11 protein-coding genes and 3 tRNA genes are annotated in these 13,948 nt (G+C 60.3%); all 14 read right to left on the bottom strand.

What is annotated here, in order from left to right:
- Positions 1-11: 11 nt before the first annotated feature.
- Positions 12-1,388, bottom strand: coding sequence for a diaminobutyrate--2-oxoglutarate transaminase (locus BLW70_RS15315; RefSeq protein WP_074880584.1), 1,377 nt, complete (start codon positions 1,386-1,388; stop codon positions 12-14).
- 352 nt (positions 1,389-1,740) lie between these two features.
- Entirely contained in the window at positions 1,741-4,164 is a 2,424-nt protein-coding gene (locus BLW70_RS15310) for a TonB-dependent receptor (RefSeq protein WP_074875255.1), read from the bottom strand.
- Between the two features lie 67 nt (positions 4,165-4,231).
- The gene (locus tag BLW70_RS15305) at positions 4,232-5,182 is read right to left on the bottom strand and encodes a FecR domain-containing protein (RefSeq protein WP_074875253.1); all 951 of its coding nucleotides are present in this window, start codon (positions 5,180-5,182) and stop codon (positions 4,232-4,234) included.
- Positions 5,179-5,688, bottom strand: a complete 510-nt coding sequence (locus BLW70_RS15300) for a sigma-70 family RNA polymerase sigma factor (RefSeq protein WP_008145604.1) — start codon at positions 5,686-5,688, stop codon at positions 5,179-5,181. Before BLW70_RS15300 ends, BLW70_RS15305 begins: the two co-directional genes overlap by 4 nt.
- A gap of 393 nt (positions 5,689-6,081) precedes the next feature.
- Positions 6,082-6,158: transfer RNA gene (locus BLW70_RS15295), tRNA-Asp, on the bottom strand.
- A gap of 93 nt (positions 6,159-6,251) precedes the next feature.
- Positions 6,252-6,328, bottom strand: a tRNA-Asp gene (locus tag BLW70_RS15290).
- Between the two features lie 55 nt (positions 6,329-6,383).
- Positions 6,384-6,459: transfer RNA gene (locus tag BLW70_RS15285), tRNA-Val, on the bottom strand.
- A 159-nt stretch (positions 6,460-6,618) separates the two neighbouring features.
- A complete protein-coding gene (locus BLW70_RS15280; RefSeq protein ID WP_074875251.1) occupies positions 6,619-7,395 on the bottom strand; it encodes an SDR family oxidoreductase in 777 nt (258 codons plus the stop codon).
- A complete protein-coding gene (locus BLW70_RS15275; RefSeq protein WP_074875249.1) occupies positions 7,392-8,603 on the bottom strand; it encodes an O-succinylhomoserine sulfhydrylase in 1,212 nt (403 codons plus the stop codon). Before BLW70_RS15275 ends, BLW70_RS15280 begins: the two co-directional genes overlap by 4 nt.
- 65 nt (positions 8,604-8,668) lie before the next feature.
- Positions 8,669-10,174, bottom strand: a complete 1,506-nt coding sequence (gene purF, locus BLW70_RS15270; protein WP_007905939.1) for an amidophosphoribosyltransferase — start codon at positions 10,172-10,174, stop codon at positions 8,669-8,671.
- Positions 10,175-10,215: 41 nt separating this feature from the next.
- Positions 10,216-10,776 carry a CvpA family protein gene (locus BLW70_RS15265; protein ID WP_074875247.1) on the bottom strand — a complete coding sequence of 187 codons (561 nt, stop codon included), beginning with the start codon at positions 10,774-10,776 and terminating at the stop codon, positions 10,216-10,218.
- Between the two features lie 291 nt (positions 10,777-11,067).
- Complete coding sequence (locus tag BLW70_RS15260; protein WP_074875245.1) at positions 11,068-11,739, bottom strand: SPOR domain-containing protein; 672 nt, start codon at positions 11,737-11,739, stop codon at positions 11,068-11,070.
- Positions 11,723-13,030: a bifunctional tetrahydrofolate synthase/dihydrofolate synthase gene (gene folC / locus BLW70_RS15255; protein ID WP_074875243.1), complete on the bottom strand. Its 1,308-nt coding sequence runs from the start codon at positions 13,028-13,030 to the stop codon at positions 11,723-11,725. Before folC ends, BLW70_RS15260 begins: the two co-directional genes overlap by 17 nt.
- Complete coding sequence (gene accD / locus BLW70_RS15250; RefSeq protein WP_074875242.1) at positions 13,027-13,947, bottom strand: acetyl-CoA carboxylase, carboxyltransferase subunit beta; 921 nt, start codon at positions 13,945-13,947, stop codon at positions 13,027-13,029. Before accD ends, folC begins: the two co-directional genes overlap by 4 nt.
- Between the last annotated feature and the right edge of the window lies 1 nt (position 13,948).

The following is a 13,948-nucleotide window of genomic DNA, read 5'->3' as shown; positions in this document are numbered from 1 at the left end:
GATTGACTCATTCAAGGGCGTAACTGCAATAACGCTGCCGCCATTGCATTATCAAAACGCTGGATGACTTGCTGGCATTGTTCATCGTCGATAATCAAGGGCGGCAACAAGCGGATGACATTGCCCTTGCGACCGCCGCGTTCCAGCAACAGGCCTTGTTTGAAGCACTGTTGCTGAATGGCCACGGCCAGCGCCGGGTCCGTCGGGAAATGCCCGTGGCGATCAGCCGACTGGCGCTCATCGACGATCTCGATGCCCAGCATCAGGCCACGACCGCGCACTTGGCCGAGGGCCGGATAATGCGCCTGCAACTCGACCAGTCGGTCCTTGAGCCACTGGCCCTGGCGCTCGGCCTGGGCGGCGAGGTTTTGCTGTTGCAGCACTTGCAACGTGGCCAGCCCCGCGGCCATGGCCATCTGGTTGCCACGGAACGTCCCGGCGTGATTGCCTGGCTCCCAGGCGTCGAATTCACGACGGATGCCCAGCACCGCCATGGGCAAACCGCCACCGACCGCTTTCGACATGACGATCAGGTCCGGCTCGATGCCGGCGTGTTCGAAGGCAAACATCTTGCCGGTGCGACCGAAACCGGTCTGCACTTCGTCGAGGATCAGCAGGATGCCGTGCTTGCGCGTCACCTCACGGATCGCCCGCAGCCAGCCCGCCGGGGCACAGTTGACCCCGCCCTCACCCTGCACCGCTTCAAGGATCACCGCCGCGGGCAGTGACACGCCGCTTTCAACATCTTCGATGAACTGGGTGAAATAGTGGGTCAAGGCCTCGACCCCGGCCTCACCGCCAATGCCCAGTGGGCAACGGTATTCGTGGGGGTACGGCATGAACTGCACCCCGGGCATCAGGCTGGCGATGGCATTTTTCGGCGCCGTGTTGCCGGTCAGGGCCAGGGCGCCGTGGGTCATGCCATGGTAGGCCCCGGAGAAACTGATGATGTTGTTGCGCCCGGTATAGGTCTTGGCCAGTTTCAGCGCAGCCTCCACCGCATCCGCCCCGGACGGCCCGCAAAATTGCAGGCAGTAATCGCGGCCCTGGTTCGGCAACAGGCTGAGCAGGGTTTCGCTGAAAGCGTCCTTGACCGCGGTGGTCAGGTCCAGCGTGTGCATCGGCAGGCCTGAGGCGAGGAAGCTGTCGAGGCTGGCCATGACGGCCGGATGATTGTGCCCCAGGGCCAAAGTGCCGGCGCCGGCCAGGCAGTCGAGGTAAGTATTGCCCTCGACATCGGTCACCCAGAGCCCGTGCGCCTTGGCAATGGCCAGCGGCAACTTGCGTGGATAACTGCGTACATTAGATTCGAACTTGCTTTGTCGAGCCAAATAGTCGGCATTGGTCTTTTGCAAAGGATTAGAGTGCAATACGCCATCATTCAACATCGCTTCACCCTCGTTAAATTCGATATGCAACTTATTCTCATTTGAGAGTTGTTGCAACTAATTCTTACTACCGATTTGGACATTTACATATAGCGATTTGAACTACTTTAAAAATAATCAGGCACGCAAAAAACCAAGTTAATAAACCTGGTATGAATTCCGGAAGTGCCATTGTCTGGCCATGATCTTGTAATGTTACTGACAACTTATATATAGGCTATCGACAAATAGCGACTTATACGCAAGTGTCTTGATTGTTCATTAACTGAGGGTGTGCATATGTCCTTCCTCTATACGAATCAGGTCATCCAACAATGGCGCCCCGCTCCCTGGGGCGCATGACACGGGTGAATCAGAAGTCGACGGTCGCCGAAAGCAGGTAGGTGCGCGGGGTCGACAGCGTCAAGCCAGGCTCGCTGTCATCCGAGGCTCCGGCCGAACTCCAGTAGCGCTTGTCCGCCACGTTCTCGACATTGGCACGCAGGGTGATGTTCTTTTCCTCGACCTTGAACGCATAGCGTGCGCCCACGTCGAAACGCTCCCAGGAGTCGATTTCCTTGTTGTTGGACTGGTCCAGGTACTGCGAGCTGGAATAGATACCGCGGCTGGTCAGGGTCAGGCCCTGTACAGTCGGCACGTCCCACTCGGCGCCCAGGTTGACGTTGTATTTCGGTGTGGCCGGGGCCCGGTTGCCGTCGAAGGTGCCATTGGTGGTGTCATTCAACTCGCTGTCGATGTACATGACGCCGCCGAGCAGGCGGAAGCCATCGAGTGGCTCACCGAACATACTCAGTTCCACACCCGTGTTCTCACGCTTGCCGTTGGGGCCGAAGACGCGGGTCGTGGCGTTGGTCTCGTAGGCCGGCTGCTTGATGCGGAACACGGCGGCGGTGACGGCGAACGCACCGGCGTCGTACTTGGCACCGACTTCGACCTGGCGGCTGATGAACGGCGGGAAGATCTGGTCCTCGTTAATCGAGGTCGACGGCGCGATCTTGCCTTGGCTCAGGCCTTCCATGTAGTTGGCATACAGCGACAGCTTGTCGGTTGCCTTGAACAGGATGCCGCCCGACGGCGAAACCTTTTCCTCGTCGTAAGCGGTATCGCCTCTGACGTTATCGGTCCAGTCGTCAACCTTCACGCGCTGCCAGCGGGCGCCGAGGGTCAGCAGCAAGCGGTCATCGAAGAAACCCAGGGTGTCGGACAACGCCACGCCGGTGGACCGGTTCTCGGTATAGACCTCCGAATCCTGTCGCGTGGGCCTGCCAGGCGTTGGTGTTTCAACGGGGTTATAAATGTTGCTGTTGCCCGCGGCATAACGGGCGCCGCCATTTTCGAAGTCCATGTAGTAATAGCTGGCGGCCAGGTTGACTTCATGGCTTACCGGGCCGGTACGGAACCAGTTGCGCACACCCGCCGTGGCCGTGCGGACATTTTCGTCACGGGTGAAGTCACGGGGTAGAACGCTGAAATTGCCGGCGTCGTTGATGACTGAAACGGCATGTCGGAGGAATTCATGGTTACTTTTGCGCGCGCCCACGCCGCCGTACAACATGACGGAGTCGTTGACATCGAATTCAGCGTTCACCGTGCCGAACGTGTCGTTGGTGCTTGCCTTGCTCCAGGGCTGCGCATAGTTGCGGCGCACATCGCTGGCATGCGGCACCTGCGCGTTCGGGCCAACCTGTACGCGCTCCTGCGGTGCGTCGGTATCCCGCTCGGTGCGCCCGATGTCCGTCGAGAGTCGCAGGCGTTCACCGCGAAAATCCAGGCCCAGCACGGCCATCTCGCGGTCGACATTCTGGTGATCCCATTCGGTGTCGCCGGACTGCTTCACGCCGTTGAAACGAAGACCGAACTTGTTGTCTTCACCAAAGCGCCGGCCGACATCCACGGCACCACCGACCTGGCTGTCGGAAGCGTACATACCGGTAAACGAAGTGATAGGTTTGTCGGTCGCGCGCTTGGGCACCACGTTGATCCCGCCGCCCACGCTGCCCCGCGGCGAGATGCCGTTGATCAGCTGGGTCGGGCCCTTGATGACATCGACGCGGTCAGCCATCTCCATGTCGATCGTATAGGTCGGCAGCACGCCGTAGAGGCCGTTGTAGGAAACATCACTGTTGAACAGGCTCAACCCTCGAATGGTGAACTGCTCATAGCGCCCACCCGCCGGGTTGGTGACACGAACCGAAGGATCGCTGGCGATCAGGTCGCCCAAGGTACGCGCCTGCTGGTTTTTGACCACCTCGCTGGTGTAGGTGGTCATGCTGAACGGCGTTTCCATAAAGTCTTTCGAGCCCAGCAAGCCTTGCGACCCGCGACGCGCGACCTGGCCGCCGACATACGGATCACCGTGCTCCGAGTCAGTGGCACCGACAATCGAGGTGGCGCCCAGTTGCAGGCTGCCGCCTTCTGGCGCCGGGGTCAGGATGTACGCCTCTTCACCCACTGGCTGCAGTTGCAGACCGGAACCCTGCAACAGTCGGGCAAAGCCCTCCTCGACCGCATACTCGCCGGAAAGACCAGGGCTGGTGCGACTGCCCACCAGCGCCGGGTCCACCGACAGATTGACCCCGGCCAGACCGGCGAAACGGGTCAGCGCTGCACTGAGGCTTCCTGCCGGCACCTGGTAACTGCGTCGAGGCGCGTCTTCGGCCCAACCGGCAGTGATGAACAACGGACAGGCACTCAGACTCAGCATCAGACTCAAGTGCAACAACGGGCGCAACCTGGAAGAACCCAGACGCGAATTGCAGGGCATCACTACGGGCATTGAGAATCTCTCTGATTTCGTTTCACTTGCCTTGAATGACAAGCGACTCGAAAAAAGGGGACAAGCTTCAGACATTATTTTTACGCGGCAGTAACGTGACCCAGTAACGGGTTCGTCTCTGCACTTCCAGCGGCAAGCTGGCGGCCAGCAACGTCAGGATGCGATCGGTGTCGTCCAGACGGAAACTGCCGGTGACGCGCAGGGATTCGAGCTCCGGTTCCCAGCGCAACAATCCCGGCCGATGGGTGCTGAGTTCGCGCAGAAAATCGCCCAGGGGCTGGTTCTGCGCCATCAACACGCCGTCGCGCCAGCCTGGAGCAAGCACATCGAAAGGTTCGACGCGCCCTGCCCCCATCGCCTGAAGGCTGACTTGCTGACCTGCACGCAACGAAAAGACTGGTCCGCGCAACGGCTGCAATTGCACCGCGCCTTTAAGCACCGACACCTTGCACCCTGTCTGTCCCTGGCGAACGCACACTTCGCTCTGACTGACGACCACTTGCCCGAAGTGCGTCTGGATCGTCAGTGGCGATGTGCCGGGCACCTTCAGCGCTATTTCGCCTTCCACAAGTGTCAGTCGCCGATTCTTCAGGTCGATATCGACGGCACTCGCGGTATTCAATTGCAGCGAGCTGCCATCGGCCAACTGGACTTTTTTGCCCTCCCCGGTCGCGGTCCGCAGGTCAGCGCGCCAGACATCCAGAGGTAGCTGCCGACTGATCAGCCAGGCAGTTGGCACCAGCGCCACCGCCCCCACGGCGCGCTTGAGCACCGTGCGCCGACTCGTCTGCGGCCGATCCAGGCTGGCCATGGCCAGTGCCGACGGCAGGTCGGCAAAGCGTTGACGCAAGAGCTGGGCTTTCTGCCAGGCCTGATCATGACTGGGATGGCTGTCACGCCAGCGCTGCAGATTGGCGCGATCGCGCTCGTTGGCGGCGCCTGATTCCATGAGTGCCAGCCATTGAGCGGCGGCCCGCACCACTTGCCGGGCTTCAGCCGAAGGTGGCGAACCGATCACAATTCCACCAGCAGGCAATGCTCGTAGGCTTGGGCCATGTAGCGCTTGATCGTGCGCTCCGAGACTTGCAGGCGTTCCGCAATCTCGTGATAACCCAAACCCTCCAACTGGCTCCAGAGAAACGCCCGTCGCACCGCGGTCGGCAATCCATCGAGCAATTCATCCAGGGCTTGCAGGGTTTCCAGCAGCAACCAGCGTTGCTCGGGAGACGGCACGCAATCCTCAGGCAGCAGCGCCAGCGCACTGAGGTAGGCCTGTTCGAGGCTGCGGCGCTTATAGAAGTTGGTGAGCAGTCGCTTGCCGACGGTCGCCAGATAGGCGCGGGGTTCTTGCAGGTCAGCGATGTGCTGGGAGCTGGCGAGTAAACGCACGAACGTATCCTGGCTCAAGTCCGCCGCATCATGGCCATTGCTCATGCGTCGTCTCAACCAGCTTTCGAGCCAGCCACGATGGTCGCGGTACAGGTCGTGAAAGGTTTGCGCCGCCGGCATCGCTGCATCACTCATCTAAAGGAACCCTGCGCGAAGAAATATTTTAAATGCGACTCATTCTAATTAGTGTTGATACTTCAAACCAAGCCCTTTATGCGTTTTGCCCCCAGGAAAAATTTGACTACGCGAATGAAAGACAGGGGTTTCTGCCACGCAGCCACCGGCTAGTCAGGGCTGGGCGTTTATGGCGGGATATCGTCGAGAGGAGGAAGAATTAGACACGCGGCGGCATTTGGCTGGCAGATGCAAATGCCCTTGGTTGCGAAGACAAGGAGAAAAGCCAAATCGCAGGCACAAAAAACCCCGGTCTTTCGACCAGGGTCTTTGCTATCGACTCGAAGTAGGCACTGGCTTTAGCAGTAACTTTCTTCGTAGCTCCAAGGCGTTCAGTGGGCCTTGAGGCAGATATGGCGCAGCGGACGGGACTCGAACCCGCGACCCCCGGCGTGACAGGCCGGTATTCTAACCGACTGAACTACCGCTGCGTATCGCTTTGGACTTGCGTCCAAGTAACTCGTCTGACTGAAAGCTTCGAGGCTTTCAATCTCGAACCAGAATAAACCCTGACTCGGAAAATATGGCGCAGCGGACGGGACTCGAACCCGCGACCCCCGGCGTGACAGGCCGGTATTCTAACCGACTGAACTACCGCTGCGCGTCGGTGGAGGCTTTTAAAAGCTTCCATCTTGCTTTCGCAAGACTCTCGGAAGTGGTGGGTGATGACGGGATCGAACCGCCGACATTCTGCTTGTAAGGCAGACGCTCTCCCAGCTGAGCTAATCACCCGTTTGCATCTCCGAGGCCGCGAAATTTACGCAGGTACCGAAGCTAAGTCAATACCCCGCTTGAAGTTTTTCTGAAAAAGACAAAATCATGTCATTTCCCGCAGCGCTGCCAATGGCGGTCTGCAACCTCAAGACGCCGCTGTCGCGGCCCCTGCCCGAATTACTCGCTGTAAATCATCTTCTTGGTCATGCCGCCATCGACCACGAACTCCTGGCCCGTGACGAAACCGGCGTTCTTGGACAACAGCCAGGCGACCATCGCTGCCACGTCCTCGACCGTCCCTACCCTGCCCGCCGGATGCTGGGCATGATCGGCATCAGTCAACGGTTCGGCACGGCGCGCAGAGGGATCTCGCGCATCGATCCAGCCGGGGCTGACCGCGTTGACGCGAATTTCCGGCCCGAGGCTGATGGCCAAGGCATGTGTCAGGGCCAACAGGCCGCCCTTGCTCGCCGCGTAAGCCTCGGTGTCGGGTTCCGACTGTCCGGCGCGGGTCGAGGCCAGGTTGACGATCGCGCCGCTGTGAGCGCGCAGATACGGCGCACAGTGCTTGGCCAACAGCATCGGCCCACTGAGATTCACCGCCAGCACCCGATTCCAGTACGCCAGATCGAGGCTTTCAAGGGTGATGTTGTGCGGATCGGCAACCGCCGCATTGCACACCAGCGCATCCAGACGCCCAAACTGCCCCAGCACCTCCGCGACGCCCAATGCCACCTGCCCTTCGTTCGAGACGTCCATGGCGATGAACCAGGCATTGTCGCCGAGCACCTTCGCCACTTTCGAACCGCGCACTCGATCAAGATCAGTCAGCACCACCTGCCAGCCTTCGCTGATCAGCCAGGCCGAGATCCCCAGACCTATGCCCCGCGCAGCACCCGTGACCAGTGCAACGCGGCCATTGGTGCCAGTACCCGGCGCGGACAACTCGATCACAAGGCAGCCAACCCGCGCGCCAGATCGGCTTGCAGGTCGGCCACGTCTTCCAGACCGACCGCGATGCGGATCAGGCTGTCACGAATGCCCGCGGCTTCACGCTCTTGCGGCGCCAGACGGCCGTGAGAGGTGGTGCTTGGGTGGGTAATGGTGGTTTTGCTGTCACCGAGGTTGGCGGTGATGGAAATCAGACGGGTCGCGTCGATAAAGCGCCAGGCGCCCTCTTTGCCGCCCTTGACCTCGAAACTCACGACCGCACCGAAGCCTTTCTGCTGACGCAGGGCCAACTCGTGCTGCGGATGGCTTTTGAGACCGGCGTAATGGACTTTTTCGATGCCCTCCTGCTGCTCCAGCCATTCGGCCAGTTGCTGGGCATTGGCACAGTGAGCCTTCATGCGCAGGCTCAGTGTTTCCAGGCCCTTGAGGAAGATCCAGGCGTTGAACGGGCTCAGGGTCGGCCCGGCAGTGCGCAGGAAACCGACGACTTCTTTCATCTGTTCGCTGCGACCGGCCACAACACCGCCCATGCAACGGCCCTGGCCGTCGATGAACTTGGTCGCCGAGTGCACGACGATGTCCGCGCCCAACTTCAGCGGCTGCTGCAATGCCGGGGTGCAGAAGCAGTTGTCGACCACCAGCATCGTGCCTTTGGCATGAGCGATTTTCGACAGCTCGGCGATGTCCACCAACTCCGCCAGCGGGTTGGAGGGCGATTCGACGAACAGCAATTTAGTATTGGCCTTGATCGCCGCATCCCAGCCGGACAAGTCCGCCAGAGGCACGTAATCGACTTCAATGCCAAAGCGCTTGAAGTACTTCTCGAACAGGCTGATGGTCGAACCGAACACGCTACGCGACACCAGCACGTGATCGCCGGCGCTGCACAGGCTCATCACCACCGCCATGATCGCGGCCATGCCGGTCGCCGTGGCCACGGCTTGTTCGGCGCTTTCCAGCGCGGCAATGCGCTCTTCGAACGCACGCACGGTCGGGTTGGTGTAGCGCGAGTAAACGTTGCCCGGCACTTCACCGGCAAAACGTGCGGCTGCGTCGGCGGCAGTACGGAATACGTAGCTGGAAGTGAAGAACATCGGATCACCGTGTTCGCCTTCCGGCGTGCGGTGCTGACCGGCGCGTACGGCCAGGGTATCGAACGCTACGCCTTCGAGGTCGCTGTCCAGCCGACCGGCATCCCAATCCTGACTCATGCTGTCACTCCTTGCCTTGCTCTTTTTAGTAGATACAAAACCGGCCCCTCAGGGCCGGTAGTTACTTAGTTGTTATACAGATCAATGATCGCACTGACTGCCTGCGTCTTGACCTTGGAGGCATCGTTACGGGCCTGCTCGATCTTGTTCAGGTAAGCCTCGTCGACGTCGCCGGTGACGTACTGGCCGTCGAACACCGCACAATCGAACTTCTCGATCTTGATCTTGCCGCCACCGACCGCTTCGATCAAGTCAGGCAAGTCCTGATAGATCAACCAGTCAGCGCCGATCAGATCAGCCACGTCCTGGGTCGAACGGTTGTGCGCGATCAACTCGTGAGCGCTCGGCATGTCGATGCCGTAGACGTTCGGGTAACGAACGGCCGGTGCAGCGGAGCAGAAGTAAACGTTTTTGGCGCCGGCTTCGCGGGCCATCTGGATGATCTGCTTGCAGGTGGTGCCGCGAACGATGGAGTCGTCCACCAGCATCACGTTCTTGCCGCGGAATTCCAGCTCGATGGCGTTGAGCTTCTGGCGCACGGACTTTTTCCGTGCGGCCTGGCCCGGCATGATGAAGGTCCGGCCGATGTAGCGGTTCTTCACGAAGCCTTCGCGGAACTTGACGCCCAAGTGGTTCGCCAGCTCCAGGGCCGCGGTGCGGCTGGTGTCCGGAATTGGGATGACTACGTCGATGTCGTGGTCCGGACGCTCGCGCAGAATCTTCTCGGCGAGTTTCTCGCCCATGCGCAGGCGGGCCTTGTAGACCGACACGCCGTCGATGATCGAGTCCGGACGCGCCAGATAAACGTGTTCGAAGATACACGGCGTCAGGGACGGGTTGGTCGCGCACTGACGGGTGTGCAGCTTGCCGTCTTCAGTGATGTAGACCGCTTCGCCCGGCGCCAGGTCGCGAATAAGGGTGAAACCGAGCACGTCCAGGGACACGCTTTCGGAGGCGATCATGTACTCGACGCCTTCGTCGGTGTGACGCTGACCGAAGACGATCGGACGGATGCCGTGCGGGTCGCGGAAACCGACGATGCCGTAACCGGTCACCATCGCCACGACCGCGTAACCGCCGACGCAACGGTTGTGCACGTCAGTCACAGCGGCGAACACGTCTTCTTCGGTTGGCTGCAACTTGCCGCGCTGGGCCAGTTCGTGTGCGAACACGTTGAGCAGCACTTCCGAATCGGAATTGGTATTGACGTGGCGCAGGTCAGATTCGTAAATCTCCTTGGCCAGCTGTTCAACGTTGGTCAGGTTACCGTTGTGCGCCAGAGTGATGCCGTAAGGCGAGTTGACGTAAAACGGTTGGGCTTCGGCCGAAGTCGAACTGCCCGCGGTCGGGTAACGCACATGGCCAATGCCCATGTGGCCGACCAGGCGCTGCATGTGACGCTGATGGAACACGTCACGCACCAGGCCATTGTCCTTGCGCAGGAATAACCGGCCATCATGGCTGGTCACGATACCGGCAGCGTCCTGGCCGCGGTGCTGGAGGACGGTTAGCGCGTCATACAGCGCCTGATTGACGTTCGACTTACCGACGATACCGACGATGCCACACATGCGACGCAACCCCTACTTAATGGATCTGAACTGAACACAACTCACTGAGGCGTTTTGGCCATCGGCAAGAGGTGCTCCTTGAACGGTATCTCAGCGGGTACGCTGATACCACTGGCAAGCCACTGACTGCTCCACCCGAGAATCAGGTTTTTGGACCAGTCTGCAACCAATAGAAATTTTGGCACGAGCTGTGACTCTTGCCACCACCCGTCCTGCTGTACCGGCCCCAGGCTCAACAGCCCGACCGCCACGACCACCAGCAACACGCCACGCGCGGCACCGAAGGCCATGCCGAGGAATCGATCGGTCCCGGATAGCCCGGTGACGCGAACCAATTCGCCGATAAGATAATTGATCATCGCGCCTACGATTAACGTGGCGACAAACATGATGGCACAGCCCGTGATCACACGGGCCGACGGCGTTTGGATGTATCCGGCGAGGTACTCGGACAATGAACCACCGAACATCCAGGCGACGACTCCTGCGATGATCCAGGTCACCAGCGACAGTGCTTCTTTGACGAAGCCGCGGCTCAGACTGATCAATGCGGAGATGGCGACGATTGCAACGATCGCCCAGTCAACCCAGGTAAATGGCACAGTGCAGCCTACAGACGGATAAGGCGGCGCATTTTAGCAGAGCGCATGGCTATCGGTAAGCTGCGATTGTCAGTGCATTTCAAATCGACGCGATAGTTTTAGCCCCTATCGAGCTGCACTCGTCCTTGTAGCCGCTGGCGAAGCCTGCGTCCGGCTGCGCAGCAGCCGTAAAATCGGGCAATTCGGTCTATCCGGCATACCGTGCAAGCAGGGTTTACGGCTGCTTCGCAGACCGGACGCAGCCTCGCGGGGCTCGACATCTGCTACATCGAGCCGGGGATTGGCGTTTCGTTAGCCACGCTCAGGCTGGAAACGCACCACAAAACCCTTGAGGTTCTGCTGGCGGCTCAACAAGTCACGCAGACGATCGGCTTCCGCCCGCTCGATCAGCGGCCCGACAAACACCCGATTCTTGCCATCGGCAGTTCGAATGTAGGCGTTGTAACCCTGGCTGCGCAGGGATTTCTGCAGGCTTTCTGCACTGGCACGGCTCGACAGGCTGGCCAGTTGCACCGACCAACTGACCGACAGGCCATTGGCATCGACGCGGCTTTGAGTCGTGTCCGGCTTGCCCGGTGCAGCCGTGATGGGCTGGCCAGGTGCAACCGTTGGCTTGTTCGCCGGAGCCGGCGCTGGCGCCACAGTTGGCGCGACCGGTTTGGCGGCAGGCGCAGGCGTCACCGGTACAGTCGGGGCAATCGCTGTCGACGGTGCTTCTTGCTGAGCGATTTCTTCATCACTCGGCACAGGTTCCTGAGGCAGCGCTTGCGGTTCAGGCACCGCCACCGGCTCGACCTGAACTTGCGGCACCACCGGCGCTTGCGGCGCAGCCGGGGCTTCGACCGTCACTTGACGCTGTTCATCCTGGCGGGAAAACAGCATCGGCAGGAAAATCACCGCCAGCGCCACCAGAACCAGGGCGCCGACCATGCGCTGTTTGTATGCCTTATCCAGCAATGCCATTTGCCGCTTCCTCCGTGGAGCGCCGGGACAACCATTCGAGGGCCTCGGCGACACAATAAAATGATCCGAACAACAGAATCTCGTCGTCGCTCGTTGCCAGCGCGCATTGCCCTTCCAGGGCGGCCGCCACGCTGTCATAAGATGTTACCGAGGCGCCAAGGTTATGCAACGCTGCGTGCAAATCGGCAACCGGGCGTGCTCGCGGCGAATCCAGCGGCGCGACGGCCCAATGCTGGACACTAGCACTCAATTCACCGACGACACCATCCAGATCCTTGTCTGCCAACAGTCCGAACACTGCCAAACGCTTGCCGGCCGGTGCACGGCTGGCCAGACGACGAGCCAGATACTCTGCCGCATGGGGGTTATGCCCCACATCCAGCAACAGGTTCAGGCGCTTGCCCTGCCAGTCGAACTGACGGCGATCGAGGCGACCGACCACCCGAGTGGCTTTCAGCGCTTCAATAATGTGTGCATCCACCCAAGGCAACCCGAGCAACAGGTAAGCCTGCAACGCCAGCGCGGCGTTTTCCATCGGCAGATCGAGCAACGGCAGATCATGCAGCTCGACAGCACGCCCTTGAGCGTCAAGACCGCGCCATTGCCAGTTGTGATCGGTGATACCGAGGTCGAAATCGCGCCCACGCAGGAAAAACGGGCAATTGAGCTCGCGCGCTTTATCCAGCAGGGGTTGTGGAGGATTCAGGTCGCCACACAGCGCAGGCGCGCTCTGGCGGAAGATGCCGGCCTTTTCGAACGCGACGGATTCACGGGTATCGCCCAGATAGTCCGCGTGATCCACACCGATGCTGGTGACCAGCGCCATATCGGCGTCGACCACATTGACCGTGTCCAGACGACCGCCCAACCCGACTTCCAGCACCACCGCATCGAGACTGGCGTGTTGAAACAGCCAGAACGCCGCCAGGGTGCCCATTTCGAAGTACGTCAGGGAAGTGTCGCCACGACCGGCCTCGACCGCAGCAAAGGCTTCGCACAGCTCAGCGTCAGTGGCTTCGATGCCATTGACCTGCACCCGCTCGTTGTAACGCAGCAGATGCGGAGAATTGTAGACACCGACGTTCAGACCCTGCGCCCGCAGCAACGAAGCCACGAATGCGCAGGTAGAACCTTTGCCGTTGGTGCCGGTGACCGTGATCACCCGAGGCGCCGGCTTGCCCAGTCCCATGCGGGACGCTACCTGCTGCGAGCGCTCCAGGCCCATGTCGATGGCCGAAGGGTGCAACTGCTCAAGGTAGGCGAGCCACTCGCCAAGGGTACGTTCGATCATAGGTTGGCGGGCACCGGTGGGACCACGATTGGCTCGATTGGCGCCGCGACGAATTGCGGTGTCGGCAGACCCATCATTTGTGCCAGCAGGTTGCCCAGACGCGGACGCAGTTCCTGACGGTGAATGATCATGTCAATCGCACCGTGTTCAAGCAGGAATTCGCTGCGCTGGAAACCTTCCGGCAGTTTTTCGCGAACGGTCTGCTCGATAACGCGCGGACCGGCGAAGCCGATCAGGGCTTTGGGCTCACCGACAATCACGTCGCCGAGCATCGCCAGACTGGCGGAAACACCGCCGTAGACCGGGTCGGTCAGTACGGAGATGAACGGAATGCCTTCTTCACGCAGACGCGCCAGCACCGCAGAGGTCTTGGCCATTTGCATCAGGGAGATCAGGGCTTCCTGCATCCGCGCACCGCCGGAAGCGGAGAAGCAGATCATCGGGCAACGATTTTCCAGCGCGTAGTTGGCGGCGCGAACAAAACGCTCGCCAACGATGGCGCCCATCGAACCCCCCATGAAGGAGAATTCGAAAGCTGCCACCACAACCGGCATGCCCAGCAAGGTGCCGCTCATGGAGATCAGGGCGTCTTTTTCGCCGGTCTGCTTCTGCGCAGCGGTCAGGCGATCCTTGTACTTCTTGCCGTCGCGAAACTTCAGACGGTCAACCGGCTCCAGGTCCGCGCCCAGTTCGGCACGGCCTTCAGCGTCGAGGAAGATATCGATGCGGGCGCGTGCGCCGATACGCATGTGGTGGTTGCACTTGGGGCAAACGTCCAGGGTCTTTTCCAGCTCCGGACGATACAGCACAGCCTCGCAAGACGGGCATTTGTGCCACAGACCTTCAGGCACCGAGCTCTTCTTGACCTCGGAACGCATGATCGAAGGGATCAGTTTGTCTACTAACCAGTTGCTCATG

Origin of the sequence: Pseudomonas frederiksbergensis (assembly GCF_900105495.1) — a bacterium.
GTDB classification, from domain to species: Bacteria; Pseudomonadota; Gammaproteobacteria; order Pseudomonadales; family Pseudomonadaceae; genus Aquipseudomonas; species Aquipseudomonas frederiksbergensis.
Note: the sequence above shows the minus strand (reverse complement) of the source record. Positions and strands in the feature narration are given on the sequence as shown.

Excerpts from the sequence above, each read along its gene's own strand:
- BLW70_RS15315 (WP_074880584.1), bottom strand. The coding sequence starts at position 1,388 with ATGTTGAATGATGGCGTATTGCACTCTAATCCTTTGCAAAAGACCAAT.
- BLW70_RS15310 (WP_074875255.1), bottom strand. The coding sequence starts at position 4,164 with ATGCCCGTAGTGATGCCCTGCAATTCGCGTCTGGGTTCTTCCAGGTTG.
- BLW70_RS15300 (WP_008145604.1), bottom strand. The coding sequence starts at position 5,688 with ATGAGTGATGCAGCGATGCCGGCGGCGCAAACCTTTCACGACCTGTAC.
- BLW70_RS15275 (WP_074875249.1), bottom strand. The coding sequence starts at position 8,603 with ATGAGTCAGGATTGGGATGCCGGTCGGCTGGACAGCGACCTCGAAGGC.
- purF (WP_007905939.1), bottom strand. The coding sequence starts at position 10,174 with ATGTGTGGCATCGTCGGTATCGTCGGTAAGTCGAACGTCAATCAGGCG.
- BLW70_RS15260 (WP_074875245.1), bottom strand. The coding sequence starts at position 11,739 with ATGGCATTGCTGGATAAGGCATACAAACAGCGCATGGTCGGCGCCCTG.
- folC (WP_074875243.1), bottom strand. The coding sequence starts at position 13,030 with ATGATCGAACGTACCCTTGGCGAGTGGCTCGCCTACCTTGAGCAGTTG.
- accD (WP_074875242.1), bottom strand. The coding sequence starts at position 13,947 with ATGAGCAACTGGTTAGTAGACAAACTGATCCCTTCGATCATGCGTTCC.